The sequence below is a fragment of the Mesorhizobium helmanticense genome (assembly GCF_003034915.1).
Taxonomy (GTDB): Bacteria; Pseudomonadota; Alphaproteobacteria; order Rhizobiales; family Rhizobiaceae; genus Mesorhizobium; species Mesorhizobium helmanticense.
On record NZ_PZJX01000011.1, the window covers coordinates 25,087 to 50,781 of the forward strand.

Genomic DNA, 25,695 nt, shown 5'->3' on the forward strand with positions numbered 1-25,695 from the left:
CTCGGGCCCCTTTCTTCAAGCCCGAATTTTGATGGAGGAGTAACAATGAAAGCGTTTAGATTAGCCCTGCTCGCATCCGCGGTTCTGCTCGCACCAACCTCGCTGGCTCTAAGCCAGGAATGCGCCAAGGAGCCCGTAACGGTCGGCTTCCTGCCCAAGCTCGACACGGATCCCTACTTCAAGGTGGCTTTTGGAGGGGCCGAAGAGGCGGCGAAGGAAATTGGCGGCACCGCTACCCAGGTCGCCCCATCGCAGGCGACGGCGGAGGCACAGATCGAATTCATCAACAGCCTCGTGTCTCAGAAGGTCGGGGTCATCGCAATTGCCGGCAACGACGCCAATGCTGTAGCGCCTGCGCTGAAGCGTGCTGTCCAGCAGGGTGTCCGGGTGATCTCGTATGACTCCGATGTGGCGGCCGACGCCCGCGCGGTATTCGTGAATCAAGTTAAGGGCGACAGTCTCGCCGAAATGATGCTGGAAAGTGCATTCAATCTCAGCGGCGGTGAAGGCGAATTCGCGATCCTGTCGTCTACGCCCACGGCCACCAACCAAAACGCCTGGATCGACTTCATGAAGGCGAAAATGGCGGCCGAGCCGAAGTTCTCCAAGATGAAGTTGGTGCAGGTCGCTTATGGCGAAGAAAGCGAGCAGATCAACCAGCAGCAGGCACTTGCGCTGGTGCAGGCGTTTCCGGATCTCAAGGTGATCATCGTTCCAGCAGGCATAGGTCTTCCGGCGGCAGCGCGTGCGCTCGAGGAGGCGGGCATGATCGGCAAGGTCAAGCTGACCGGCCTGGCACCGGCCACTCTGATCTCGAAATACATCAAGGACGGCGCTGCTCAGGATATCTGGTGGAACGTTACCGATCTTGGTTATCTTACCTATCAAACTGCCCAGGCGCTTGCGCAATGCAAGATCACCGGCAAGGAAGGTGAGAAGTTCACGGCGGGCAGGCTCGGCGAATACACCATCGGAGCCGGTGGCGAACTGATCCTGGGACCGGCCAAGATCGTCACCCCCGAAAATCTGGCTGAGTTCAAGTTCTGAACCGCAAGTCTCGAATACCGGCGGGCGCCGGGTCCATCCGGCGCCCTTCTTTCAACTCTCGATAGGCAATGCGGGGGCGGCAATGAAAATATTGCTTGCAGGCGAAACCTTCGCGGCGATGACTACGGTTGCCGTCGGTGGCGATGTGCTGACCAGTGCGACGTCGACAAATGGCGCAACCGCCTTCAACGCCGCCCTCGCCGCCGAGGGCATCTCGGTGACACAGATCGGCGGCGACCGCTGTGCGGCCGAATTCCCCTTCGACCTCGATGCGCTTGCCCAGTATCAGGCGGTGGTGATCTCTGATGTCGGCGCGCTGACCTTGCTGGTCACGCCGGATGCCCGCGCCGGTCGCGCCGGCGTCAACCGTCTCGAGCTGCTCAAGGCCTACGTCCAAGGAGGCGGTGGGCTGATGCTGGCAGGAGGCTATATGGGTTTTCAGGGCATGTTCGGGACGGCACGATTCTACGACACCCCGGTCGAAGACGTGTTGCCCGTGCGCTGTCTGCCGTTTTGTGATGGCATGGAGGTGCCGGAGGGTCTGCAGGCCTCCATCCTGCAAGCTGCCCATCCGATCTTTGTCGGCGTAGAGGAGCCATTGCCCCTGATTCTTGGCATGAACAAGCTGGATTTCAGAGGCGACGGGTCATCCCTGCTGCTTGCGACCTGTCATCATCGCGGCACGGACTGGCCGCTCCTTGCCGTTCGCAACCATGGCCGCGGCCGCACGGTCGCTTGGGCGACCGACATCGGTCCGCATTGGCTCTCGCAGGATTTTCTCGGGTGGCCGCTCTACGGCAAGCTGATGGCGAACATGGTGCGGTGGCTCGCCGGCAAGGACGAGAAGGCTCTGATCAGTCCTCCTGGGCCCGCATGACCCCATGCAAGAGCAAACACAGACCTTCACTCTTGTCGACGTTGTTCCAACTCTGCGACCACCCGTTCATCCTGTCGCCGCACACGTAGCCGCTTTGTCAGGAACACCAGGTTTGCCGTTTCCTCCAACTCCTCCGCGGAGAGGTGTCCATCGTAGAGCATGCGACCGTTGACGGGAAAGGTCCGATATTGCCTTCAGGCGTCGAATCGAAGGTCGAGCAATACTTGAACACGATCTGCTCCGCGCCGTTGGCAACCAGACAGCGGCAGGCTGTCAGCGATTGAGACACGGGATCATGGGCCGCAACAGAGCGCGTTTTGAGTGCGATCACCGCAGCATCGATGCTTCCATCCGCCAGTTTTCAATCGGCGTGCCGACATACTGGACAGCCCGCGGGCCTGCTTTGGCGAGCGTGTTGGTGATGTCACCGGAACCGTGAAATCGTCACCGATGATGCCGATCTTCATTTGTCGCGATCGCTCATCTCACGATCCCCAGTCTCATGATCACTTGCCCGCTGGCGCCAGAACATCGTCGTCAACTGGTCGAGATGCGCGCGCATCGCCTGTTCGGCGCGGTCGGGGTCGCGCGCGACAATGCCGTCATAGATGGCGCGGTGCGCCTCGTAGGCGGTCTGTTCCTGGCCGTCGGCGGCCAGCGTGACGATGCGCTGTTCCTTCAGCCATTCCGAAATCTGGTCGTGAAGCGCGACGAAAACGAGATTGCGGGCGATGCGTGCCAGCTCGAAGTGGAAAGCGATATCCGTGCTGGTAAAGCGGTCGCGGTCGCCGATCGCCAGGCGGTTGGCTTCGAGCGCCTCGCTTAGCGATTCAAGGTCGGAAGGTGTCGCAGTGCGGGCCGCCTCGCGGGCGAGGCCGACTTCGAAAAACATGCGGGCGCCCTGAAAGGAGCGCTGCCCTTCCTCGGTCGACAGCATCTGCCTGACGGCAGGCGCCATGCCGGTGAAGATGTGGCTGGCGGTCGGCATCAGCACCTTGGCGCGGGCGCCATTGGTGAGTTCGACAAGGCCGGCCTTCTGCAATGCGATCAGCGCCTCTCGGATGGCCGGGCGCCCGACGCCGAAGCGCGACTGCAAGTCGCGTTCGGGCGGCAATTGGTCCCCGGGCTTCAGTTTGCCTGAGAGGATCTGCCCTTCGAGGTGCGTGGCAACGTGCTCGAAGAGCTTCTTTCGTTCTATGACTAGCGGGTCGACCATAGACCTTTCATACCATCATGCTTGACAACCATGCAACAGCTTGCAATGCTGAAATCACAAGATTGGAACGCGGGAACAGATGGTTGAGCTCCTGGAGCATTGACCGTGCCGGTTTGGGGCGTGCTCCAAAGCCTGCAAATCAACACGCTTGGGGACGATGATGGCGGTGGCGAACGGTTGCGGCCGCCAAGGGAGGAAATGCATGAAAATCGCCATTCTGGGCGGCGGCGGAGCCATGGGCGGGATATTCGGGGGCTATCTGGCCCGCGCCGGCAACGACGTGACTTTGATCGACGTCTCCAAGGCGGCGGTGACGGCAATCAACGACAACGGGCTGACCATCGAGGAGAAGGATGGTTCGCAGCCGGTGATCAGGGTGCCGGCAAGCGATGATCCGGCGAGCGTCGGCCCGGTCGATCTCATCATCAATTTCGTCAAATGTTATCACACCGAGGCCGCCGTGCGCGCCGCCGCACCGATGATCGCCGGTGACACGGCCGTGCTCAGCCTGCAGAACGGCTGGGGCAACGCGCCCCGCATCGCCTCGATCGTCGGCGAAGACCGCGTGCTGGTCGGGCTCACCTATCATGGCGGTACGTTGCTGGCGCCGGGCCGCGTCAAGCATCCGGGATCCGGCATGACCTATATCGGCGAACTCACCGGCAAGCCGACCGAGCGCCTCGGCAAGGTGATCGAGGCGTTCCGCGCGGCTGAGATCGAAACGACGCGCTCAGACAGGATCCTGGACGAAGTCTGGAAAAAACTGGCGCTGAATGCCTGCACGCTGCCGGTCGCCGGATTGCTGCATTTCATGTCGCACGAGCTTGTCGCCTTCGACGGTACCAAGAGCCTGATGGCCGCTATCCTTGTAGAGGTCGTGGCGGTGGCGAAGGCGCAAGGCATCGCGCTCGATTATGATGAGCGCTGGGCCGCCATCACCGGGCTGCTGGAGAAGGCGGTCGGCGGCAAGGCGTCGATGCTGCAGGATGTCGAGGCCAGGCGGCAGACCGAGATCGAGGTGATCAACGGAGCGATCGTCGACGCGGGCAAGCGCACCGGTGTGGCAACGCCCGTCAACGAAACCATGGTCTGGATGATCCAGGCCAAGCAGGCCCACTATCTCCAGGCCAAGGCATAACGGGCCATGGCGCCGCGGCTCGAAATCAACGGCCTTTCCAAGTTCTTCCCCGGCGTGCGGGCGCTGGACGATGTCTCGATGAATGTCGAGGCCGGTGAAATCCGCGCCCTGCTCGGCGAAAACGGTGCCGGCAAGTCGACCCTCGGCAAGATCGTCGCCGGCGTCTATTCGCGGGATCAAGGCACGGTGCTGGTCGACGGCGCCGAGATCGGCACGCTGGACGAAAAAGCCGCCGGCGATCTCGGCATCGGCATCGTGCATCAGGAAGGCTCGCTGGTGCCGCAGCTTTCGGTCGCCGAGAACATCTTCGCCGGCCGCCAGCCGACGCAATGGCTTGGCCAGGTCAACGTCCGCGCCATGCGCGAGCAGGCAAAAGCGTTGATCGCGCAGCTTGGCGTCGCCATCGATCCGGCGCTGAAAGTGTCGGCGCTGTCGCCTGCGCAGGCCCAGATCGTCGAAATCGCCAAGGCGCTATCACGAGACCTCCGGATCCTCATCCTCGACGAGCCGACGGCGGCGCTGACCCTTACCGAAACCGAAAAACTGTTCGACGTGGTGCGCCGCCTGGCCGGCAACGGCGTTTCGGTGATCTATGTTTCGCATCGGCTCGCCGAGATATTCGCGCTTTGCCATTCTGTAACAGTGCTCAAGGACGGCAGGCTCGCCGGGACGCGCAAGGTCGCCGAGACATCGACCGACGAACTGATCCGCCTGATGGTCGGACGCGACGTGCATTTCTCGCGCTCCCCCGCGGGGCGGAAAATCGGTGACGTCGTGCTCCAGGCCCAGAACGTCGATGCGCCGCCTTTGGTGCGCTCGGCGTCGATCACCGTTCGGGCCGGCGAGATCGTCTGCCTTGCCGGTCTCATCGGGTCGGGCCGCAGTGAGTTCTGCGAGGCGATCTTCGGTGCCCGCCGCCGGCACGGCGGCTCGGTTCGGATCGGCGGCACGGCGATCGATCCGAAAGGCCCATGGGACGGCAAGCATGCCGGCATCGGCATGGTGCCGGAAGACCGCAAGGCGGCCGGCCTGTTCCTCGGCATGGACATCGTCAACAATGTCGCCGCGACGGTTCTGTCCAGGGTCTCGTCGGGTGCGAATTTTTCCAACCGCAAGGCAGAGGCCCTGGCCAGGAATTTCGTCGACGAACTGCGCATCGCGACGCCGAGCGTTCACCAGATCGTCGGCAATCTCTCCGGCGGCAATCAGCAGAAAGTGCTGCTCGCCAAATGGCTGGCGATGGAGCCGCGCCTTCTGATCGTCGACGAGCCGACACGCGGCGTCGATGTCGGCGCGCGCTCCGAGATCTACCGGCTGCTCAGGGCGCTCGCTGACAAGGGCGTCGCCCTGCTCGTCGTGTCCTCGGACCTGCCGGAGGTGCTGGCGCTTGCCGACCGCATCGTCGTGATGGCGGAAGGCCGGACGGTCGGCGAACTGCCGGGCGACGGGGCGAGCGAAGAACAGGTGCTGCGGCTGGCCACAAGATACACGGCCTCGGTGGCCGAGGTTCGCAACCAGGCTGATATGGCAGAGGCATGATGGCGATGCAGATCACGCAACCCCTGGCAGAAACTGCCGAGCGCCGGCGAGAGAACCTCCTGGTGCGCATCGTGCGGCGCCTTGCCGATTCCAGGGAACTGACGCTCTTCGTGCTCGTCGTCGCGCTGGCGCTGGCGATGAGCATTGTCTACCCGAACAATTTCCCGACCGCCTCCAACATGCGGGCCGTGCTGCTCAACCTGGCGCCGGTGGGGATGCTCGTCTGCGGCATGATGCTGCTGATGATCGGCGGCACGTTCGACCTGTCGGTCGGCTCGACGCTGGCCTTCTCCGGCGTCTGGGCCGGCGTCGTGGCAGGCTGGTGGGGCTGGCCGGCAGAGAGCGCGGTCCTTGTCGGCATCCTGGTCGGCGCATTGTGCGGCCTGGTCAACGGCTTGATCGTGACGCGCATCGGCATCAACGCGCTGATCGCCACTCTCGGCACGCTCACCATCTATCGCAGCCTGACCTATGTCACCGCCGGCACCGGCGTCACCCCGATCAGCGATGCTTTCGCTGCCTATGGCCGTGCCGCCGACCCGCTATTCAGGATCCAGTCGCCGTTCTGGGCAATGCTGGTGCTGGTGCTCGTTGGCGGCTGGCTGGTAGCGCGGACGCGCTTCTTCCGGCAGTTCTATTTCATCGGCGGCAATCCGCGCGCCGCCCAGCTTTCGGGCATCCGCGTCGATCGGCTGATCCTGATCGGCTTCGTCATCATGGGGGCGCTGGCGGGCCTCGCCGGCGTGCTGGGCGCGGCTCGTCTCAACAGCGCCGTCGTCAATGCCGGCGTCGGCATCGAGCTCAAGGTCATCACCGCCACGGTGCTCGGCGGCGCGAGCCTGAAGGGCGGCGAGGGCACGATCCTTGGCGGCATTCTCGGCGTGCTGTTCATCGCGCTGATCGAGAACGCCATGATCATCAACGCAATCGGCGTGTTCTGGCAAGGGCTGGTGGTGGGCCTGGTCCTGCTGTTTGCCGTCTCGCTCGATCGTTTCAAGACCAGCGGCCGCGCCTGATCTCAGGCGGGGGCGGGAGGAGGCGTCCGGACAACCGGACGGCATGCAGGAGACTGGATTTCAGAAGACTGGAACGACAAAAACATCAGGAGGAAACGGGCATGAAATCGATAGTGAAAGCGATACTCTCCGGCGCAGCGCTTGCCGCCACGGCATTGCTGCAGACTTTTCCGGTTAGCGCGCAGGAATCATCCTTCGGGCCGGCCGATGCCAAGGAGACCTATTACTGGATCTCCAACAAGGCCAATTTGCCGCTGTTCGTGCAATATGACTATGTCGGCATGAAGCGGATCGCCGAGGAGCTCGGCGTCAAGGTGATCGTCGCCGGACCGACCGATTTCGACGTGCCGGGCTTCATCTCCGCCGTCGACCAGGTCTGCGCGCAAAAGCCAAGCGGCGTCTCGGTGGTCGGCGGCTGGGATCCGTCGCTGACCGAATCGGTCAAGAAATGCATGGAACAGGGCGTGCCGACCGTGGTCGATGACGGCGACCTGCCGGACTCCGGCCGCCTTGCCTATATCGGCACGAACTGGACGCAGGTCGGCGTCGCCCAGGCCAAGAAGCTGATGGAAATGCTGCCGAATGGCGGCAAGCTCGCGTCGATGTCGATCATCAACGCCGGCAATATGCGCGAGGCAGTGGCTGGCTTCAAAGCCTATATCGAGGCCAATGGCGGCGGCAAATACACCATCGTCGCCAATGAGGACGATGGCGGCGACGCGCAGAAGGCGGCGCAGGTGACCGCGGCGATCCTGGCAGCCAATCCCGATATTGCCGGTCTTGCAGGCTTCGATTCCGAATCCGGCGCCGGCATCGTCACCGCGCTGCGTGAAGCCGGCAAGAATCCCGGCGACATCAAGGTGACCGCGATGGAGCAGACGCCCGATTTCTTCAAGTCGGCCAAGGAGGGCTGGGTCGACGGCATCGTCGTGCAGAACCGCGAGCTGTTCATCTATTACGCGGTCAAGCTGCTGCACGACTATAACCACAACACGCTGAAGTCGGCCGGTCTCACCTCGAAGGATGGCGGCCGCCCGATCCCGGATTCGCTCGACACCGGCGTCATCCTGATCACCAAGGACAATGTCGACAAGGTGCTGACCGCGCTGAATGTAAAATAGGCCGCACCATGCCGGAGCCCTGGTTCAAGGCTCAGTCTTGATTCCAAGGTCCAGGCAGCCTCCGGCGGCGCACTCTCCCTCGCCGCCGGATGGCCAATCACACAAAATGGCCAAGGACATAAAATGGCACGTCACCCCACCACCCGCATACGCTTCCACGGCGTGGCCGCTTACGAGATCCTGACGCGCGACGGCTTGCGCATCCTGTGCGATCCGTTCCTCGACCAGAATCCGGGCGCGGCGACCAGGTCGACCGAATTCGATCACGTCGATCTCGTCATCGTCAGCCACGCCGCCTTCGATCATCTCGGCGACACCGACAATATAGCGCAGAAATATGGCTGCCCGGTCGTTTGCGGCGGCGAGGTGAAGGCCTGGCTGATGGATCGCGGCATTCCGGCCAACCAGATCCGCGCTACGACCTGGGGCATTCGCGTCAAGGTGGCCGGAATCGAAATCCAGCCGCTCGAATGCCACCACTGGTCGCAGATCAGGCTGAAGGACAATTCCTTCATTTCCGGCGTGCCGATGGCCTTCATCGTCTATGCCGACGACAATTTGCGCTTCTACCACTACGGCGATACCGCGATCTTCTCGGACCTCAAGCTGCAGGCCGAGCTCTATAAGCCCAATGTTGGTTGTATCGGCATCGCCAATCCGCAGGAGATCCTGCATCTCAACCCAATGCCTGGCGAAATGCTGACCGGCGAGATGAGCCCCTACGAGGGCGTTCTCGCCACGCAGTGGCTTGGCCTCGAGACCGTGCTGCCCTGCCACTACATCAAGCTCGACGGCGACAAGGACGTCGCCGAATATATGGAGCACCACCGGCAGGCCAGGGCGCGCGGCGAGGCGATCGCCGACCCCTATCTGCTGCGCGCCGGCGACTGGATCGAATTCGACGGCGACGGCAAGGTCGTGCGCCCGGCCAAGGCGGCCTGATCGATGCGTGCAGCGATCTTCGACGCGCCGTTTTCGATCCGCATGGCCGACGCGCCGAAGCCGGAGCCGCAGCCGGGAGAGGTGTTGGTCCGCGTCAAGGCTGCCGGGCTTTGCGCCGGCGACCTCTACATCTACACCGGCAAGAACCCCTATGTGAGCTATCCCCGGATCGGCTGCCACGAGATATCTGGAGTGGTCGAAGCTTATGGTCCCGGCAGCAGTGGACCGCCGATCGGCACCCGCGTCGTTGTCGACCCGTTCATCGGCTGCGGCCGCTGTTATCCCTGCAGGGTCGGCAAGCGCAATTGCTGCGCCAATCTGGCCATTGTCGGCGTCCATCGCGAGGGTGGCTTCGCCGATTTCGTGACGGCGCCGGCCGGAAATCTCAATGTCGTGCCGGATGGGCTGACCGACTTCGAGGCAGCATTCGCAGAGCCGGTGGCAATAGGCGTGCAGGGCTGCCGCCGCGGCATGGTCAGCGCGCAGGACACGATACTGGTGCTCGGCGCCGGGCCGATCGGACTGGCCATCGTCGAAGTGGCGCGCGCGCATGGCGCAAAGGTCTACGCCACGGACTTGTCAGCAGAGCGCTTGACCACCGCGGCCGACCTCGGCGCGATACCAGTCGCCGGCGGAGCCGGTCTGGTCGAACGCGCCATGGAGCTTACCAATGGGGAAGGCATGCCGGTGGTCATGGAGGCGACGGGCGCTGCGCCGGCGATGGAGCAAACGATCGATCTCGTCGCGGCCGGCGGACGCATCGTCATTCTCGGCCTGGTCAAGAAGGGCCAGGGCATCACCTTCCCCGGCCTCGACTTCACCCGCAAGGAAGTGACGATCCTTGGTTCGCGCGCCTCGGTCGACTGTTTTCCCGAGGCGCTTGAACTGCTCGCCTCCGGCAAGATCCACTATCCGAAGATTGCAAGTTCCTTCGCGCTCGGCGAAGCACCCGGCGTCTTCCAGAAGCTCGCCGCCAATCCAATGGCTTTGCACAAGGCCGTATTCGTTTCGGAGGACTAGATGAAGCTCGTTACCTTCTCCCACCCCAAGGGAGGTCATGATCATCACGCCGGCGTGCTCGACGGCGACCAAATCGCCTGCCTGACCGAGGCCGGCCTTGCGCAGAGCGTCATGGAGGTCGTGCTCGGCGGCAAAGAGATGCTTGGCCGCATCCGCGCTGGCTTGGCCAAGGCGCCGCGCTACGCGCTCGCCGATGTGAGGCTGGAAGCCCCGATCCGGCCGGGCAAGGTGCTGTGCTCCGGCATCAACTACAAGGGCCATGCCGAGGAGAACCCGAACGCGAAAATGCCGACCGAGCCGTTCTTCTTCACCAAACTGCCGACCTCGGTGGTCGGACCCGACGAGCCGGTCGAAAAGCCTGATAGAACCGAGCAGATGGATTACGAGGTGGAGTTCTCGGCCGTCATCGGCCAGAGGCTGCACAAAGCGGATGAGGCAGACGTTATGTCGGCGATCTTCGGCTACACGCTGCTCAACGACATTTCGGCTCGCGACGTGCAGTTCAAGGACAACCAGATCACCATCGGCAAGAATTTTGCCGGCTTCGCACCGATCGGCCCTTGCATCGTCACATCAGATGCGATGCCGCATCCCGACAATGTTTCGCTGAAGACGCGGCTGAACGGCACGACGCTGCAGGACGGCAGCACCTCGGACTGGCTGTTTTCACTGCCGTTGCTGATATCCTTCCTGTCGCAATACATCCCGCTCGAACCCGGCGACATTGTATCGACGGGAACGCCGGCCGGCGTCGGCATCTTCCAGAAGCCGCCGATCTTCATGAAGGCCGGCGATGTCGTCGAGATCGAAGCCGAGGGCATTGGCATTCTCAGAACGCCGATCGTTGCGGGATAGAAAATGGCGAGGGGGATACGCATCGGGGTCATCGGCTGCGGCTTCTACGCACAGAACCACCTGCATGCGTGGAAAGACCTTGTCGGCGAAGGCGCCGTGCTTGCCGCGGTCTGTGATGTCGATCCAGGCAAGGCACAAGCAGCCGGTCGAACTTTCGGCGTTACTTCCTACACGGACGCCGCAACCATGCTCGCGAACGAGCGGCTCGATGCCGTCGACATCGTAACCCGCCACGACACGCACCGGGCGCTTTGCGAGTTGGCGATAGGCAAAGGCGTCGCCGCCATAGTGCAAAAGCCCTTTGCTCCAACCTGGGAGGATTGCGTCGCCATCGTCGACGCAGCCGAAAAGGCTGGGGTGTGGCTGGCGGTGCATGAAAATTTCCGCTTCCAGACGCCAATGCGGCATGTGCGCCGCGTCATTGACAGTGGCGCCATCGGCACGCCGAGTTGGGCCCGGATAATGTTTCGCACCGGCTTCGATGTTTATCGCACGCAACCCTATTTCTATGACGAGGAACGTTTGGCGATCGCCGATGTGGGCATCCACGTGCTCGACCTCGCACGTTTCTTCCTGGGCGAAGTCGAACGCATCTCCTGTGAAACGCAGCGCCGCAATCCCAAGGTGCGGGCCGAGGACACAGCCACGATGCTTCTGCGCCATCGCAGCGGTGCCGTCAGCGTCGTCGAGTGCACATATGAGGCGAGACGCGACCCCGATCCGTTCCCCGAAACGCTGGTGGAGATCGAAGGCGACAATGGGTCGATCATCGTTCTTCCGGGCTCGCGCATGCGGGTTACCAGCAATGGAGCAACGACCGAGGAAGACATTGGCTCTCCGCTGCGCTCATGGACCAGCGATCGCTGGCATGTCACCCAGGAGGGCGCGTTCGTTGCCTGCCGCCATTTTCTCGGCTGTCTCCGGCGGGGCGTGTCCGCCGAGACCTCGGGAAGTGACAATCTCAGGACATACGCACTGGTTGACGCCGCATACCGCGCGGCAGAAGAACACCGGGCGATTGTTCCGGCGCAGCGGAAGGCAAGCGCCGCCGCTGTCTCAAGTGACCGGAGGGCGCAATGACATCGGGTCCGGATAAGGCGTCGAAACGAGCAAAGGAAGGCTTGGGCGCCACTGCCTTTGCGATCACCGTTGCGTTCGAATTGCTTGAAGGGGCATTCTCAGAATTCCATCGGCTGGTCGCCGAGAACGCAGCTCTTTCCGTAAAGCTGGAGCCGGACTGCCTGCGCTTCGATGTGCTGACACCAGCGGATGCGGCAAGTCCAAGGCAGGTCTTCCTCTATGAAATCTATAAGGATCGCGCGGCCTTCGATCTCCATCTTGGCTCGGAGCATTTCCGCCAGTTCGATCAACGCTCGCGCGAACTCGTGATCAGCAAGACTGTGCTCGCCTATTCCGTGCAGGAGAACGCCAAGATCAGGGAACCGATGTGAGCGGGCAAGCCGCCACCCTCGACCTGTTCGGTACCGACGAGCCGGTTGCCGAGCGCCGGACGCTCACCGCCGGACCGCTGACCGCGATCCTCGAAGACGGCAATCTGCGTACGATCTCCTTCGCCGGCGTCGAAGTGGTGCGCGCGATAAACTACCTGGCGCGCGATGCCTCATGGGGAACCTACAAGGCCGAGCTCACGAACCTTACGATAGAGCAAGACCAGGGGGCGTTCGAGGTCGCCTATGAAGGGCTCTGCGCCGGGCCGCAGGGCAGCTTCTCCTATCGGATGAAAATAACAGGCAAAGCGTCCGGCGCGCTGACTTTGGAGGCGGAAGGGGTGGCGCTCAGCGACTTCCCGACCAATCGCACCGGTTTCGTCGTGCTCCACCCCTCGGACGCCGCGGGCGGACGGCTGATTATCCGACATAGCGACGGGCGGATCGAGGAGACGGTCTTTCCCGATGCGATCAGCCCCGACCAGCCGGCCTTCGACATCAACGCACTGACGCATGAGCCGGCACCCGGCATCATCTGCACCGTCGCCATGGAAGGCGATGCCTTCGAGATGGAAGACCAGCGCAACTGGACCGACGCTTCGTTCAAGACCTATGTCCGTCCGCTGTCGAAGCCGCGGCCCTATGTCATCGCCAAGCGAGCAAAAGACATCCAGCGCATCACGGTTTCCATCGAGGCCAAGGGCTTGATGAGCCGGCCTGAAATCGCCGGAACCGCCACCCTGACGCTTGGCCGGCCAATCGGGCGGATGCCGTCCATGGCCTTGTTCCTCGATCCGGACGATCTGCCATCGGCGCTGGCTGGCGCGGCGCTGCTCGGTGCCGCGCAGGATGTCATCATTCGTTTCGACAGCGCACGCGGCCATGACGCGGATGTGTTGCGCAAGGCCGCCAGCCTTGCCGCCGCGACAGGCGCGCGCCTCGCGATCGAGGTAATCCTGGACGCCATCGATCCCGGCATTGAAGCGAAGGCCGTTGCCGACACGATCCGATCGTCGGAAATCGAACCTGGCGCCGTGCTGGTTTCGCCACGACGCGAGTTCAAGACACGATCCTCGAATTCGGTGCCTCCGGGCGAACGGCCGATCAGCGATCTGGTGACCGCGCTCCGGGCGAGCGGGATCGCCGCCGCCATCGGCGCCGGCACGCCGTCGCTGTTCACCGAGTTCAATCGCAATCCGCCGACGGGCGAGGCCGATTTCGTCTTCTTCGGCAACGCCGCCGTCGTGCACGCGGCCGACGATTTGTCGGTCATGGAGACGCTGAGCGTCTATCCCTCCGTCATCGCCACGGCGCGACGCCTGTGCCCGGGAAAGCCGATCTGGCTCGGACCCTGCACGATCGGCATGCGCCACAATCCCTACGGACAGAGCGTGGCTCCAAATCCTGCCCGTGTGCGAATGCCCGCTGCAGGCGAGGACCCCCGGCACGGCGCGTTATTCGGAGCGGCCTTTGCTATCGGCGTCGCGGCACAGGTTTCTGCAGCGGGCGTCGATCATCTTGCAATCGCGTCCCCGACTGGTTGGTTCGGCTTGCTCGGTCCGACGGGAACTCGTCGTCCTATCCAGGCGGTGCACGCTGAACTGGCGGCAGCAGCTGGAGCTGAGCGTTATCAGATTTCGGTCGACCACGCAGGCGTAGCCGCGATCGGATATCGTCTTGGGGACGATATCCGTGTCCTTGTTGCAAATCTGACGCCGTCAGCCGTGAACCTCTCACTTCCATCAGGCGCACGGCCAGTTGCCATTATCGGCGAGACTGCCAACCGGATGACGACTGCTTCTCACGATAAACCCACCTTGGGACCATATCGGTCAATGGTTCTTCAATGCCAGTGATCAGGGGTGATGCCTATCGGATAGACCGGAACCATTTTCGTTCATTGGGAAACGATTCTCTGGTCATTTTGCCGGTAGTCACAATGTTACAAAAAGGTTGCTAAGCAATTGAGATTATTCATGTAAGAGAGGATTCAACCCTCTTTCGCAGCACCAGCCAAATCTCAAAACCTCAGTACGCCGACTGCACCCAAGCCACTGACCACCCCCGCAAGCAAATGTCATCTGGTCGCAATGGCATCATCGAGATGCGATGTGCCAATATCGGCATTGGCCCTGGTTGCCCGCTCACGATACAAGGCGGCGATTCCCACGGCAGTTGTCTTTCACGCTGGAGCCCATCATGACCGTACTCACACGCCGCGGGCTTTTGAAAACTGCGGCGATTGCCGGAGCGAGTGGGATCGGGCTCTCCACTATGGGCAAGTTTGCCGGCTGGGCCGCGGCCAAGCCCGAGCCGGTGATGCTGCAGACAGCCAGGATCCAGGCGAAGCTGATGGATGTCGGCCAGACCAGGGATGTGCTGACTTATGGCAACGCAGGGATGCCTCCAGTGCTCAGGATGAAAAAAGGCGAGCCCTTCGCCGCGCGCCTCGTCAACGCCATCGACGACCCGACGACGATCCACTGGCACGGCGTTCGCGTTCCAAACAAGATGGATGGCGTCCCATTTCTGGTCCAGCCCTATGTCTATACCGGCGATCATTTCGATTACGCCTTCACCCCGCCCGACGCCGGCACGTTCTGGTATCATCCGCATTGCAATACGCTGACCCAGATGGGCCACGGCCTGACAGGCGTGATCGTGGTCGAGAATCCGGGCGATCCCAAATTCGATTCCGAGGTCGTGATAAATCTGCGCGACTGGCGGCTCGGCGACGACGGTCAGTTCATCGACCAGTTCCGGCCGCGCGATGCCGCGAAAACCGGCACCTACGGCACGGTGCGCACCGCCAATTGGCAGGATCAGCCGCAGTATGACGCGCCGGCCGGAGGGCTGGTGCGGCTCAGGGCCGCCATCACCGACGTCACGCGGATTTATGCCTTTCTGGTCGAGGGCGGCGAGGCGGCAGTCATAGCGCTTGACGGCAATCCCGTGCCGCAGCGCTTTGCACCCGATGCCTTGCTGCTTGGACCTGGCCAGCGCATCGAACTCGCCATACGCATGCCCGAAGAAGAAGGGGCAATCGTGAGCCTGCGGGACGTCAGGGGCACCAAACCCAAGGTGCTGGCGACATTGCATGCGGTTGGAAGCTCTCTCAAACGGGACCTTCGCGACCTTGCCCCCCTGGAGGTCAATGCGGTGCAAGAGGTGGACCTCACCGCGGCCAGGCATATTTCACTGGCGCTCAGCGCCACGGCGGAAAACATCCCGAGCGACAGCATCTGCGGTTCGCTCGGCTACAGCTTCTGGGCCATCAACAAGGTGCCGTGGTCAGGCGATACGCCGGATCCAACCGCGCCATTGGCAGAATTGAAGCTCGGCGGAAGCTATGTCATCGACATGGAAAACCTGACGCCGCAATCCCATCCGATGCATTTGCATGGCATGAGCTTCAAGGTGCTGTCGTCCTCGACGCGTCAGGTTCAGCCGATGATTTCCGACACCTATCTTATCCAGCCCAACGAGAAGGTTCAGCTCGGTTTCATGGCCGACAATCCCGGCGACTGGCTGCTGCACTGCCATATCATCGAGCACCAGAAATCGGGAATGACGAGCTATTTCAGAGTGGTTTGAAGCCTCGCCCGGCCAGCAGCATTGGCTTCAAGGACTCAAGGGGTTGGATGGGGCGAGCTGTTTGGGCATTTCATTGATCGGCGAGAAATTGCCGCCATCAGCCTGTTTTGTTGGCAAACAGGGACCATTCCCTGCTATTGCCGCCTGCAAATCAAAAAGCATGGACGCCTGCGCATGACCAATGTCGCCCTGACGGGACTTGCCCGTGATCTCGCCAAGCGCGCCGGTGAAGGCCGCCCGGTGCGCATCGGCGTCATCGGCTCGGGCGAAATGGGCACCGATCTGGTGACCCAAGGCATGCTGATGCCGGGCATTTCGATCTCGGCCATTTCGACGCGGCGCCCGCACACCGCCCGCGAGGCAATCCGCATCGCCTATGGCGACGAGGCGATGGCCGTCGAAGCGGACACCACTTCGAAAGTCAGCGAGGCGATCGAGAGCGGCAAAATCGCCATCACCTCGAACGAGATGCTGGTCACCAATCCGCTGATCGACGTCGTCATCGACGCTACGGGAAAACCTGGCGTCGCCGCCGATTTCGACCTGAAGGCCATGGAGCACGGCAAGCATCTGGTGATGATGAATGTCGAGGCCGACGTCACCATCGGCTGCTATTTGAAGCAGCAGGCCGACCGGCTCGGTGTCGTCTATTCGGTCGGCGCCGGCGACGAGCCGTCGAGTTGCATGGAACTGATCGAGTTCGCCGCGGCACTCGGCTACACCATTGTCTCGGCCGGCAAGGGCAAGAACAATCCGCTCAACCACGACGCCGTGCCCGACGATTATCGTGAGGAAGCGCTGCGCCGCAACATGAACCCGCGCATGCTGGTCGAGTTCGTCGACGGCTCGAAAACCATGGTCGAAATGTGCGCCATCGCCAACGCCACCGGGCTGGTGCCCGACATCGCCGGCATGCACGGCCCCAAGGCCGACCGCGATGAACTGGCCAAGGTGCTCATCCCGCGCGCCGATGGCGGCATCCTGTCGAGGAAGGGCGTCGTCGACTACACGATCGGCAAGGGCGTGGCGCCCGGCGTCTTCGTCATCGTCGAGGCGACGCATCCGCGCATCATCGAGCGCATGGACGACCTGCATATCGGCCACGGCCCCTATTACAGTTTCTTCCGGCCGTATCATTTGACCTCGCTGGAAGTGCCGCTGACCGCCGCCCGCATAGCGCTCTATGGCAAGGCGGACATGGTGCCGCTGCCGAGACCGGTTGCCGAGGTCTGCGCCGTGGCCAAGCGCGATCTCGCCACCGGAGAGACGTTCGATGCGATCGGCGAGACCTGCTACCGCTCCTGGACCATGACCGTCGAAGAAGCCCGCGCCAATCGCGCTGTGCCCGTTGGCCTGCTCGAAGGCGGCAAGGTGCTGAAACCGGTCAGGAAGGGCGAATTGCTGACGGCGGATAATGCCGCGTCCGACAGGACGACCAGGCTGTTCGCGTTGCGCCGGCTGCAGGATGAAATGCTGTACGGCACGGGAGCAACGTCGGCCAACTCTTAGCATCCCTGCTGGCTCCTCCGCTCACCGCCTATTGCTTCTCAGTTTTGGCTCGCCGTGGCTATTGCCTCCGCTTCCTGCTGGAGAGTAAATGCCTTCGACAATGGAGAGCATAATGTACAGGCATATTCTCATTCCGACGGATGGCTCGGAACTCGCTCAAAAGGGCGTGGAGCAAGGTCTTGATTTGGCCAAAGCCCTGGGCGTCAGGACTACTGCCGTCATCGCTACCGACGCCTACCCGCTGGCGGGGCTGGCGATCGGTGCTGGCTGGGTACCTTCAGCGGAGGAAATGCACGATTTCGATGCTGCGCAGAAGCAGTTCGCTGATCAGATCTTCTCGAAGATAATAGAATCTGCCGGCGCCAGAGGCGTCGCTGTCGAAACAATCCAGGTCCCAAACTCACGAGCCGCCAGTGCCATCTTGCAGGTCGCCGCAGAGAAGGCCTGCGATCTCATCGTAATGGCGTCACATGGGCGTCGCGGCGTCGAGCGGGTTTTACTTGGTAGCCAGACAGCCGAGGTGTTGGCGCACTCGCCCATCGCGGTGCTTGTCGTGAAATAGGGGATACCGGCGGGCGCAGTGCCCGATCGTTCAATGTGGCCGCCGGAAAGCAACATGGAATCCGGTCGGCTACTTCCCCAGTTCGATCGACCTAAGCCGCGCCGCTTCCACTGCTTCGGTAAGCAGATTTGCCAGCCGCTCCTCGCCCATCAGCACCGCAAGTGCTGCGGCCGTGGTGCCGTTCGGGCTGGTCACCTGCTGGCGCAGCACGCCCGGCTCCTCGCCGCTTTCGGCGGCGAGCGAGGCGGCGCCATGGACCGTCTGCATGGCAAGCAGCCTGGCGGTTGCCGACGGCAGCCCGGCTTTTTCGGCGGCCACGGTCAGTGCCTCAATGAAATGGAAGACGTAGGCCGGGCCGGATCCGGACACGGCCGTCACGGCATCCATCAGGCTTTCGTCGTCGATGTCGGCCACCTCGCCGCTCGCCGAAAGCAGGTCGGCGACGAAACGCTTTGTATCGTCGGCAACAAGCCTGTTGGAAAACACCACCATCATGCCCTTGCCGATCGCAGCAGGCGTGTTGGGCATGCAGCGGATGATCGGCGCGCGATTGCCCAATATCGCCTCGAAAGTGGCGACCGGGGTTCCGGCGGCGATACTGACGAAGGTGGTGCGGCCGTCGTCAAAACGCTTGTAGGCGGCGGTCACATCGCGGATCACTTGCGGTTTCACGGCAATGACGACAAGCGCCGGCACTGCATCCGCCGGAATGCCGCCGGCGTCCGCCGCCGCGCCGCAGCCCAGCGCTTCGGCGCGCTTGCGCAATTCGGCATTGGGTTCGACCACGAAAACCGCCGCCGGTGCCAGCTTGCCGGATTTCAGCCAGCCAGACAGCATGGCGTAGCCCATATTGCCGCAGCCGGCGAGAACAAGCCTGATCGTCATGGAAACCCTCCGCTGGATAATGATCCCGGAAACCGGATCCGGTTCCTGAAAGGAGCGGCTCTCCATAGACGCTCGCGACGATGCGGGAAAGCCCTTCGATTGGGGCGAATCAGGACTGGTGACGAACCGCGAGCGGCCGCAGCGACACTTGCCTGAGCCCCAGCACGCCAAAGACGAAAAACATCCACACCGGGTCGGCGCGATGGAAGAAGAAGCTTTCGAGGAAGGCGTTCAAGGCGGTGAACAGCACCACCATCATGAAGAAGTCGCCGAGATAGATGTTCTCCTTGCGCAAGGGAATGCGCATGTAGTCGCGCAGCGGCGCGATCAGGAAAGTGTAGACCGCCACGCACAGCGCAGGAATGCCCATCAGCACGGCGATGTCGAGATAGCCGTTATGGCCGTGCACGATGGTTCTGATATCCCAGGGCCGGTCGAAGGGTTGGTCCTGGTTCAGGAGCAGCGGCGTGCCCCAGAAGCTCTCATAGCCATAACCGGTCCATGGCCGCTTCGCCAGCATGTCGCCGGCGAACTCCCACAGCGTCGTGCGTCCGGTAAAGGTCAGGTCCGGGAAGTAGATCGACGCCAGATGTTTCACCGGCGGCAGGAAGACGATGCCGAGCGTGCCCACCGCCGTGGCGATGATCGCAAGACCAAACAGGATCGGTGTGCCGAGCCGCATGCCGATGAGGCTCGGCAACACGACGATCAGGATTGAAAAAGGCACCAGTCCGGCGGTCGTCTTCGAACCCGTGTGGAACATGAAGAACATCGCCGCGCAAAAGATTGCTGTGCCCCACAGCCGCTGCCCGCGCCGGTAGAGATACAGGCCGGCGAAGCTGAAGCAGGCCATGATCGGCCCTGCGATGTTCTTGTGGGTGAAGACGCCGCGCCACAGGCCTGCATGTTCGGGCTCCTGCGAATCGGCGGTGTGCAGGGCCTCGTGCGGAAAGACGATGAGTCCGATGTAGGAGAGCCCCATGACGACGACGATGGTGAAGATGATGACTTTCGAGAAGGCGTCGGCATCGCGCGGAAGCGCCAGGATCGTCGCCATCGTCAAGATGCCGATCAGCGTGAAGAAGGCGGCGCGCATCGCCGATGGCGGGTCGGTCGCCATCACCACCGACAGCATGAAGAAACCCAGCATCAACAGCCAGGACGGGCTGAGCAGCGAACGCACCACGCGTGGGTCCGCGAATGCCATCAGCGAGAAGATCGAGATCGCGCCAAGCGAGCCGAAGCCGAGCTGGTTGACGATGTCGCCGCCGTTGCCGGTCAATTCGGCGCCGGCCGGCTGGAACGGCCGGAACGATACCAGGATGACGGTGAACAGCAGCGCGGCGATCGCCGTGGCGACGCCGTCGCGCGTGAAGGCAGCGCTGAGCGGCGCGCGATCAGTTCTTCTCAGGCTGCCGGTACTGCTCATTGGCATATCCGAATTCGGCAAGCACGCGGCCGAGCGCTACCTGGACGGGATAAAAGGCAATCGCCAACGATCCCGTCTGCGCTAGCATGACGGCGCCGCGAAACGGCGAGGCGGCAAGCAGCGCCAGGCTCTTCAGGAAGACCTTGGTGCCGGCGAACGGCGTGCCCGCCCGCTTCTTCTTCTCGACCAGTGTCGAGATGACGCCGTTGCGCAGGCTGCGGGCGCGGATCCAGTCGGCCTCGACGCGCCGGGCCGGAACGGTTTCATGCACTTGTCCCTCGGCGCACCAGCCGAGCACGAAACCCTTGTGCGCAGCACGGCTCAGGAAATCGGAATCGCCGCCGCCCATGAAGTTGAACTTCAGGTCGAGGAAGGGCGGGCCCATAGCGGTGAGCACGTTGCGGCCCACCAGGAGATTGCCCGACGAGTAGAGCGCGGGCACACGCCCGGTTTCCCGGTAGGGTGGCGCAAAGACCGGATGCGTAGCCCATCTCGCATGGGCCGCCTCGGCAAAGTCAGGTATTTGCGGGCCGCCGACAATGTCGGCTCGAAGCGTCTCGGCCGCCTTGCACATGCGCTCCAGCCACTGCGGATCGGCGATCTCGTCGTCGTCGATGACGAGGAGGTGCCTGAAAGCAGGGAAATGCAGGATCGCCGTCTGCCAGCCGGCATTGTAGGCGCTGCAATTGCCACGCTCATGCGCGACGATCACCATGCCTGGTATCTCGCCGCGCTCAAACAGCGGCAGCGCCGCCTTGGCGCCCGCGCGAACCTCGGCCTCGTTTTCCATGACGATTACGGCGAAGCGTCTGCCGGTTTCCTGGGCCTTGAGCGATGCCAGCGTCGCCAGCAACTGCCGCGGCCGCTTGAAGGTCGGCAGCGTGACGACGGCCTCGACGGCCTCCGCGGCAAGCTTCGGAGACCGCCCCGCGATCGATACCGAACCGTCCGATGGCGAAGGGATCATCCGTGTCCAGCCCAGAAGGTGAGTTTGGCCCTCGATAGCATCGCGATGATAACGTTTCGTTAATCACCTTTCGTGGAAGGGCGGGCAAAACCTGTGAGCTTCAACCCTCGATTGTTGCCGTTTAATCAACGCTTCACCGCGCTTTGCTAGCTGCATCGGACAGGATAGGTGAGATGCATCTGCTGTTCGCCACATCGATCGTGCCCGACGGTGCTCTTGCCTCGGGCTATGAGATCGCCACCGCTGTCATCATCGCTGCTTTGCGGCGCGCCGGCGCGCGCGTCACGGTGATCGGCTTCACCTGGCCGGGCAAGCCGGTGAGCGATCCGCAAAACACCATTGTGCTCGGCGCCGTCGATGTCCGCACCGAAAGTGCGTCGTCGCTGCGGAAGCTCGCCTGGGTTGCAAGGGCGATGCTTTCCGGCCTCACTTTCGCGTCGGTCAAGTTGCGTGTCGTTTCCGACAGCGAGGTCCGCGCCGCCATAGAGCGCGCCGGCCCCTTCGACGGCTACGTCCTGAATTCGGTGCAGTTCGCCGGCGCCTTCGAAAGGCTGTTCGACGATCGGCCGTCGATCTTCGTCGCCCACAATGTCGAGCATCGTTCGGCGCAGGAGAACGCCGCGGCCGCTGGCGGTCTTTTCCAGCGTCTGTTGTTTCGCCGCGAGGCGAAGCTGCTCGAGGCAGTCGAAGAACGGCTCTGCCGCCGTGCGCGCTTCGTCTTCACCCTGGCCGAGGAAGATCGCGCGGCACTCGGCGTAGCTTCCGACGACCGCTCGGCAGTGCTGCCTCTGGTGACGTTCAGTGAGGCGCCGAAGCAAAGGAACCCGCGCCGCATCGACTGCGACGCGGCGCTGATCGGCACCTGGACCTGGCAGCCGAATCGCATCGGCCTAGACTGGTTCCTGGAAAAAGTCGTGCCGCATCTCAGGCGGAATTTTCGCATCAGGATCGCCGGCAACGTGCCCTCGGGCGTTGGCTCGAAACATCCGGGCGTCGAATTCGTCGGACGTGTGCCCGACGCGCAGGCTTTCGTGCGCGCCGCCGCCGTCATCCCGCTGATCAGCACGTCCGGCAGCGGCGTCCAGCTCAAGACCATCGAGACCTTCGAGCTCGGCCTGCCATCCGTTGCCACCAGCCATTCGTTGCGCGGCATCGGCCACCGTCCGGACAATTGCGTCGTCACCGATGATCCGCTTGCCTTTGCCGCCGCGCTCGAAGCTGCGGCCGCCGATGTCAGGGATGTCGATGGCAGCGCCTTCCATCGCCGGCAGGTGAAAGCGCTCGATGCCGCGATCAGGTTTGGCCTGGAGAAGCTCAACCCCGTCAGGCAGGAGGCGTTTGCGTGAACATGCATGCTGCCCAGGCCGCCTTTGGGGTCGACAGTCTGAAGACGATCCTGGGCATATCGGTCCTCGCCATCCGTTGGGACGACGCGATCGCCCTGCTGACACGGCTGATCGCGGAGCGGCGCTTCACCAAGATAAGTTTTCTCAATGCCCATAACGCCAACATCGCCAGTGTGGATCCGGTCTTCGCCGAAGCGTTGGACGATTTCTTGATCCTGCCCGATGGCGTCGGCGTCGACATGGCGGCGAAACTGCTCTACGGCGCGCCGTTTCCCGACAATCTCAACGGCACCGATTTCGTCCCGGCCTTCCTGCGGGCATCGACCAGGCCGCTCACCGTCGGGCTGCTCGGCGCAACGCGCGTCAACGCCGAGGCTGCATCGACCAGACTGGCCGCATTGGCGGTGCAGCACCGTTTCGTCGTCATTCACGACGGCTATTTCCCGCCAGCCGAAGAGCCTGAAATCATCGATCGTATCGCTCGATTGCGGCCGGACGTGCTGCTCGTCGCCATGGGCGTGCCGCGTCAGGAATTGTGGATCGCCCGCCACATCGATGCGCGTCACTGCACATTGCCGATCGCCGTCGGCGCGCTGCTCGATTTCCTGAGCGGCACGGTGCCGCGGGCGCCGCTTTGGATGCGCCGGCTCAGGCTCGAATGGCTGTTTCGGCTGTGGATCGAACCGGGCCGTCTCTGGCGCCGCTACGTCGTCGGCAATCCTGTGTTCCTGTTGCGCGTCATGCGTCAGAAATTGTTTGGCAAGCCTGAACCTGCTGGAGCGGGTCCCGGAGCAGGCCATTGAACAGCCGGTTCGTGCCCAGCGCCGACATAGCGCACGATTCCCTTCGCCAGACGCCGGCGGCGGCGGTCGTGACGGCCAGCTACGCGCCGGACTTCGAACGTTGCCGCCTGTTGTGCGAAACCCTCGACAGCCACGTCTCCGGCGTGGCGCATCACTACATCCTTGTCGAGCATCGCGACGTGGCGTTGTTTCGCCAGCTGGAGAACAGCCGCCGCACCATTGTCGACGAGCGGGATCTCCTGCCGCACTGGCTGCGCGCGTTCGATGATCCGCTCAGCCTGTTTCGCCGGCGCATCTGGCTCAGCTTGAAGACGATGCCGCTGCGGGGCTGGCATGTGCAGCAGCTTCGCCGCATCGCGATAGCGGCGCATGCGCGCGAAGACGTGCTGATCTTCTGCGATTCCGACGTGGCCTTCCTCAAGCCTTTCGACACAAGTGCCTTCTGGCGCGACGGCAAGGTGCGCCTGTTCCGCCGCGACGAGGTGCTTGCCGGCGAAGGCCACGAGGAGCATCGCATCTGGTCGCGCAATGCGGGTCTCACGCTCGGCATCGACGCATCCAGGGTTTCGAGGCACGACTACATTTCGACGCTGATCGCCTGGCGCCGCGAAACCGTGACGGCCATGTGCGCCCGGATCGAGAAGGTCCACGGCCGCAACTGGGTCGAGGTCGTAGGCTCAGCGCGAAAATTCTCCGAATGCATGATCTACGGCCGCTATGTCGACGACGTGCTGGAGGGCGCCGGCCATTTCCACGGTTCGGAGGAGTTCTGCCGCGTCCACTGGACGGGCGAAGCGCTGTCGGACGACGAGTTCCGCCGCTTCGTCGCCGCCATGGCGCCGGAACAGGTGGCCATCGGCATGCAGTCCTTCATCGGCACCGATGTCGGCCGTATCCGCCGGCTGATAGGGCTCGGTTAGTCCCGGGGTCAAAACCCAATCACTCTGGACGACCGGGTTCGATCCAATCTGGACCTTTGTCAGGGTCGTTCTGTGCAACTTAAAATTGCGCAGAACTTACCAGACGAGACACGCAACAGCCGCAATCCCCAAAATCCCTCAGAGGAGCACTCTTCAGTACCTTCCCTATGGCGCCGTGGAATCCCAAATGATTTGTCAAGGAAACACCTGCCCCTTGCTATCCAGGTTTGGCAGATCGTCCAAGGGTTGAGGCGGCAATATCTCGACGCTGTCGCCGATCTCGATAACCATCCTGTCCGCGCCCAACGTGAGCGGCCCGTCGTAGCCTGCGGCACGGGTACGCGCGATGATCTCCTCCAGTCCCTTAGCGCCGTGAAGTTCCTTGGTGACGATATGCGAATAGACGGCCAACTTCGGAGAAGCCCGCGAGAAGACCTCGGCGGCCTGTTCCGGTGTGGTCAGCTTCGCTAACACGCCCTGCATCTCCGGCAACTGACTGAGCCGCTCGCTGAACGCGATGACGTTGTGAATGATCAGATCGGCATTGGTGCCGTGTTTCACGACATTTTCGTTAAGCGTCGTGTCTCCCGACATGACGACGCTGCGTCCGGCGTAGTCTACGCGAAAGCCGTACGCGGGGTTCCCGTCGTGGTGCTCGACAGGAAACGCCGTGACCTTGATGCCGCTGTCGTCGAATACCACTCCGTCATTCAGCGGATGCACGTTGATTTGCAGGTTCTCTATCGGATTGAACTTGTTGACCCTTCTATCAAGGTCATGTGCGAACATCATTCGCATGCCCTCAACCATCTGTTCGCTGTCCTCTGGTCCCCACAACTCGAATCCGTGATCTCGGCCGAGGAGAAACCAAGGAGTCATCCAAAGGTCGGGCAAACCTTCGATGTGATCATTGTGAAGGTGTGTGATGAAAATATGAGTGATGTCCTTCGGATTGATGCGACTTTCGTACAGGCGCTGGTTTGTCCCCCGGCCAACGTCGAACAGAAGCTTTTGGCCGCCGGCCTCAACAAGCGTTGAAATGCCGAGCCTATCGGGGAAATATTCCGGGCCACCTGTGCCGAGCAACGTCACCTTCAAACGGCCATCCTGGGAATAAGCCGGGGTAATGGCGAGCGACACGAAAAGCGCGACGAGATACAGGCCGAAGCGTTTCATCAGTTTCTCCCATAGAGTCTACTGCTTGCGGGCGTCCAAACAGCTCACTAGGGAACAACCTTCTGTCCCGCGTCTACGCCGAAGATCATGAAGGTCTTTCAAGCAAAAGCGGCAACCATTTGGCTCGGATCCGACTCCGGCGATTTCGGAGATGTAGTGTAGTCCGCCAATCGGACGCGAAGGGATGATTTTTAGGTTGCCTTCCTCTCCACCCATCTCAGCGATCGGCAGCGGCCAGCTGATCGAGTTTGACCCTAGATCGCCTTCGCCGGTCTGCGCATCGCA

General features: G+C 62.5%; 25 protein-coding genes. 18 read left to right on the plus strand and 7 right to left on the minus strand.

The features are described from left to right. The first annotated feature begins 45 nt into the window (after nucleotides 1-45). Nucleotides 46-1,047, plus strand: a complete 1,002-nt coding sequence (locus C9427_RS06180) for a rhamnose ABC transporter substrate-binding protein (protein ID WP_107648256.1) — start codon at nucleotides 46-48, stop codon at nucleotides 1,045-1,047. A gap of 82 nt (nucleotides 1,048-1,129) precedes the next feature. Next, a complete protein-coding gene (locus C9427_RS06185; RefSeq protein ID WP_107648257.1) occupies nucleotides 1,130-1,924 on the plus strand; it encodes a glutamine amidotransferase in 795 nt (264 codons plus the stop codon). Between the two features lie 97 nt (nucleotides 1,925-2,021). Here C9427_RS06185 and C9427_RS35310 read toward each other — a convergent pair whose 3' ends face one another. Together C9427_RS35310 and C9427_RS06195 are read right to left on the minus strand one after the other, a co-directional pair. Then, a complete protein-coding gene (locus C9427_RS35310; protein ID WP_342587236.1) occupies nucleotides 2,022-2,255 on the minus strand; it encodes a four-carbon acid sugar kinase family protein in 234 nt (77 codons plus the stop codon). Between the two features lie 132 nt (nucleotides 2,256-2,387). After that, nucleotides 2,388-3,140, minus strand: a complete 753-nt coding sequence (locus C9427_RS06195) for an FCD domain-containing protein (RefSeq protein WP_107648258.1) — start codon at nucleotides 3,138-3,140, stop codon at nucleotides 2,388-2,390. Between the two features lie 202 nt (nucleotides 3,141-3,342). Here C9427_RS06195 and C9427_RS06200 point away from each other — a divergent pair, with 202 nt between their 5' ends. From C9427_RS06200 to C9427_RS06260, 13 genes are all read left to right on the plus strand, one after another. Beyond that, complete coding sequence (locus C9427_RS06200; protein ID WP_107648259.1) at nucleotides 3,343-4,278, plus strand: ketopantoate reductase family protein; 936 nt, start codon at nucleotides 3,343-3,345, stop codon at nucleotides 4,276-4,278. Between the two features lie 6 nt (nucleotides 4,279-4,284). Then, nucleotides 4,285-5,817, plus strand: coding sequence for a sugar ABC transporter ATP-binding protein (locus C9427_RS06205; protein ID WP_107648260.1), 1,533 nt, complete (start codon nucleotides 4,285-4,287; stop codon nucleotides 5,815-5,817). Beyond that, entirely contained in the window at nucleotides 5,817-6,833 is a 1,017-nt protein-coding gene (locus tag C9427_RS06210) for an ABC transporter permease (RefSeq protein ID WP_245436997.1), read from the plus strand. The genes C9427_RS06205 and C9427_RS06210 overlap by 1 nt, the downstream gene beginning before the upstream one ends. 101 nt (nucleotides 6,834-6,934) lie before the next feature. After that, nucleotides 6,935-7,954, plus strand: a complete 1,020-nt coding sequence (locus C9427_RS06215) for a substrate-binding domain-containing protein (protein ID WP_107648262.1) — start codon at nucleotides 6,935-6,937, stop codon at nucleotides 7,952-7,954. A gap of 123 nt (nucleotides 7,955-8,077) precedes the next feature. Next, the gene (locus C9427_RS06220) at nucleotides 8,078-8,896 is read left to right on the plus strand and encodes an MBL fold metallo-hydrolase (protein ID WP_107648263.1); all 819 of its coding nucleotides are present in this window, start codon (nucleotides 8,078-8,080) and stop codon (nucleotides 8,894-8,896) included. Between the two features lie 3 nt (nucleotides 8,897-8,899). After that, entirely contained in the window at nucleotides 8,900-9,916 is a 1,017-nt protein-coding gene (locus C9427_RS06225; RefSeq protein WP_107648264.1) for a zinc-binding alcohol dehydrogenase family protein, read from the plus strand. Beyond that, the gene (locus C9427_RS06230; RefSeq protein WP_107648265.1) at nucleotides 9,917-10,771 is read left to right on the plus strand and encodes a fumarylacetoacetate hydrolase family protein; all 855 of its coding nucleotides are present in this window, start codon (nucleotides 9,917-9,919) and stop codon (nucleotides 10,769-10,771) included. Nucleotides 10,772-10,774: 3 nt separating this feature from the next. Further along, nucleotides 10,775-11,851: a Gfo/Idh/MocA family protein gene (locus C9427_RS06235; protein WP_107648266.1), complete on the plus strand. Its 1,077-nt coding sequence runs from the start codon at nucleotides 10,775-10,777 to the stop codon at nucleotides 11,849-11,851. Further along, on the plus strand, nucleotides 11,848-12,222 hold the full coding sequence (locus C9427_RS06240) for a putative quinol monooxygenase (RefSeq protein WP_107648267.1): 375 nt from the start codon (nucleotides 11,848-11,850) through the stop codon (nucleotides 12,220-12,222). Before C9427_RS06235 ends, C9427_RS06240 begins: the two co-directional genes overlap by 4 nt. Then, nucleotides 12,219-14,075, plus strand: coding sequence for a D-apionate lactonase family protein (locus C9427_RS06245; RefSeq protein WP_107648268.1), 1,857 nt, complete (start codon nucleotides 12,219-12,221; stop codon nucleotides 14,073-14,075). Before C9427_RS06240 ends, C9427_RS06245 begins: the two co-directional genes overlap by 4 nt. Nucleotides 14,076-14,418: 343 nt before the next feature. Next, nucleotides 14,419-15,813: a multicopper oxidase family protein gene (locus C9427_RS06250; RefSeq protein ID WP_107648277.1), complete on the plus strand. Its 1,395-nt coding sequence runs from the start codon at nucleotides 14,419-14,421 to the stop codon at nucleotides 15,811-15,813. Nucleotides 15,814-15,987: 174 nt separating this feature from the next. Beyond that, a complete protein-coding gene (locus C9427_RS06255) occupies nucleotides 15,988-17,322 on the plus strand; it encodes an NAD(P)H-dependent oxidoreductase (RefSeq protein WP_107648269.1) in 1,335 nt (444 codons plus the stop codon). A gap of 112 nt (nucleotides 17,323-17,434) precedes the next feature. After that, on the plus strand, nucleotides 17,435-17,884 hold the full coding sequence (locus C9427_RS06260; RefSeq protein WP_107648278.1) for a universal stress protein: 450 nt from the start codon (nucleotides 17,435-17,437) through the stop codon (nucleotides 17,882-17,884). A 69-nt stretch (nucleotides 17,885-17,953) separates the two neighbouring features. Here C9427_RS06260 and proC read toward each other — a convergent pair whose 3' ends face one another. The 3 genes from proC to C9427_RS06275 form a co-directional block, all read right to left on the minus strand. Beyond that, the gene (proC, locus tag C9427_RS06265) at nucleotides 17,954-18,769 is read right to left on the minus strand and encodes a pyrroline-5-carboxylate reductase (RefSeq protein ID WP_107648279.1); all 816 of its coding nucleotides are present in this window, start codon (nucleotides 18,767-18,769) and stop codon (nucleotides 17,954-17,956) included. Between the two features lie 109 nt (nucleotides 18,770-18,878). Further along, nucleotides 18,879-20,198 (minus strand): O-antigen ligase family protein, encoded by a 1,320-nt coding sequence (locus C9427_RS06270; protein WP_107648270.1) that lies wholly within the window; start codon nucleotides 20,196-20,198, stop codon nucleotides 18,879-18,881. Further along, nucleotides 20,167-21,165 carry a glycosyltransferase family 2 protein gene (locus C9427_RS06275; RefSeq protein WP_107648271.1) on the minus strand — a complete coding sequence of 333 codons (999 nt, stop codon included), beginning with the start codon at nucleotides 21,163-21,165 and terminating at the stop codon, nucleotides 20,167-20,169. The genes C9427_RS06270 and C9427_RS06275 overlap by 32 nt, the downstream gene beginning before the upstream one ends. Nucleotides 21,166-21,338: 173 nt before the next feature. Between C9427_RS06275 and C9427_RS06280 the strand changes: the two genes are divergently transcribed. The 3 genes from C9427_RS06280 to C9427_RS06290 are packed head-to-tail and all read left to right on the plus strand — an operon-like array spanning nucleotide 21,339 to nucleotide 24,234. Further along, entirely contained in the window at nucleotides 21,339-22,511 is a 1,173-nt protein-coding gene (locus C9427_RS06280; protein ID WP_107648272.1) for a glycosyltransferase, read from the plus strand. After that, nucleotides 22,508-23,314 (plus strand): WecB/TagA/CpsF family glycosyltransferase, encoded by an 807-nt coding sequence (locus C9427_RS06285; protein WP_107648273.1) that lies wholly within the window; start codon nucleotides 22,508-22,510, stop codon nucleotides 23,312-23,314. The genes C9427_RS06280 and C9427_RS06285 overlap by 4 nt, the downstream gene beginning before the upstream one ends. Then, the gene (locus C9427_RS06290) at nucleotides 23,311-24,234 is read left to right on the plus strand and encodes a DUF6492 family protein (protein ID WP_107648274.1); all 924 of its coding nucleotides are present in this window, start codon (nucleotides 23,311-23,313) and stop codon (nucleotides 24,232-24,234) included. The genes C9427_RS06285 and C9427_RS06290 overlap by 4 nt, the downstream gene beginning before the upstream one ends. A gap of 195 nt (nucleotides 24,235-24,429) precedes the next feature. Here C9427_RS06290 and C9427_RS06295 read toward each other — a convergent pair whose 3' ends face one another. Continuing rightward, nucleotides 24,430-25,410: an MBL fold metallo-hydrolase gene (locus tag C9427_RS06295; RefSeq protein ID WP_107648275.1), complete on the minus strand. Its 981-nt coding sequence runs from the start codon at nucleotides 25,408-25,410 to the stop codon at nucleotides 24,430-24,432. Between the two features lie 18 nt (nucleotides 25,411-25,428). Further along, nucleotides 25,429-25,695, minus strand: a 267-nt coding sequence (locus C9427_RS34410) for a hypothetical protein (RefSeq protein WP_208636350.1), incomplete at its 5' end; no start/stop codon positions are given.

What these genes read in the sequence shown, in the direction of transcription:
- C9427_RS06180 (WP_107648256.1), top strand. Translation starts at nt 46, where the DNA reads ATGAAAGCGTTTAGATTAGCCCTGCTCGCATCCGCGGTTCTGCTCGCA.
- C9427_RS06185 (WP_107648257.1), top strand. Translation starts at nt 1,130, where the DNA reads ATGAAAATATTGCTTGCAGGCGAAACCTTCGCGGCGATGACTACGGTT.
- C9427_RS06195 (WP_107648258.1), bottom strand. Translation starts at nt 3,140, where the DNA reads ATGGTCGACCCGCTAGTCATAGAACGAAAGAAGCTCTTCGAGCACGTT.
- C9427_RS06200 (WP_107648259.1), top strand. Translation starts at nt 3,343, where the DNA reads ATGAAAATCGCCATTCTGGGCGGCGGCGGAGCCATGGGCGGGATATTC.
- C9427_RS06205 (WP_107648260.1), top strand. Translation starts at nt 4,285, where the DNA reads ATGGCGCCGCGGCTCGAAATCAACGGCCTTTCCAAGTTCTTCCCCGGC.
- C9427_RS06210 (WP_245436997.1), top strand. Translation starts at nt 5,817, where the DNA reads ATGGCGATGCAGATCACGCAACCCCTGGCAGAAACTGCCGAGCGCCGG.
- C9427_RS06215 (WP_107648262.1), top strand. Translation starts at nt 6,935, where the DNA reads ATGAAATCGATAGTGAAAGCGATACTCTCCGGCGCAGCGCTTGCCGCC.
- C9427_RS06220 (WP_107648263.1), top strand. Translation starts at nt 8,078, where the DNA reads ATGGCACGTCACCCCACCACCCGCATACGCTTCCACGGCGTGGCCGCT.
- C9427_RS06225 (WP_107648264.1), top strand. Translation starts at nt 8,900, where the DNA reads ATGCGTGCAGCGATCTTCGACGCGCCGTTTTCGATCCGCATGGCCGAC.
- C9427_RS06230 (WP_107648265.1), top strand. Translation starts at nt 9,917, where the DNA reads ATGAAGCTCGTTACCTTCTCCCACCCCAAGGGAGGTCATGATCATCAC.
- C9427_RS06235 (WP_107648266.1), top strand. Translation starts at nt 10,775, where the DNA reads ATGGCGAGGGGGATACGCATCGGGGTCATCGGCTGCGGCTTCTACGCA.
- C9427_RS06240 (WP_107648267.1), top strand. Translation starts at nt 11,848, where the DNA reads ATGACATCGGGTCCGGATAAGGCGTCGAAACGAGCAAAGGAAGGCTTG.
- C9427_RS06250 (WP_107648277.1), top strand. Translation starts at nt 14,419, where the DNA reads ATGACCGTACTCACACGCCGCGGGCTTTTGAAAACTGCGGCGATTGCC.
- C9427_RS06255 (WP_107648269.1), top strand. Translation starts at nt 15,988, where the DNA reads ATGACCAATGTCGCCCTGACGGGACTTGCCCGTGATCTCGCCAAGCGC.
- C9427_RS06260 (WP_107648278.1), top strand. Translation starts at nt 17,435, where the DNA reads ATGTACAGGCATATTCTCATTCCGACGGATGGCTCGGAACTCGCTCAA.
- proC (WP_107648279.1), bottom strand. Translation starts at nt 18,769, where the DNA reads ATGACGATCAGGCTTGTTCTCGCCGGCTGCGGCAATATGGGCTACGCC.
- C9427_RS06270 (WP_107648270.1), bottom strand. Translation starts at nt 20,198, where the DNA reads ATGAGCAGTACCGGCAGCCTGAGAAGAACTGATCGCGCGCCGCTCAGC.
- C9427_RS06275 (WP_107648271.1), bottom strand. Translation starts at nt 21,165, where the DNA reads ATGATCCCTTCGCCATCGGACGGTTCGGTATCGATCGCGGGGCGGTCT.
- C9427_RS06280 (WP_107648272.1), top strand. Translation starts at nt 21,339, where the DNA reads ATGCATCTGCTGTTCGCCACATCGATCGTGCCCGACGGTGCTCTTGCC.
- C9427_RS06295 (WP_107648275.1), bottom strand. Translation starts at nt 25,410, where the DNA reads ATGAAACGCTTCGGCCTGTATCTCGTCGCGCTTTTCGTGTCGCTCGCC.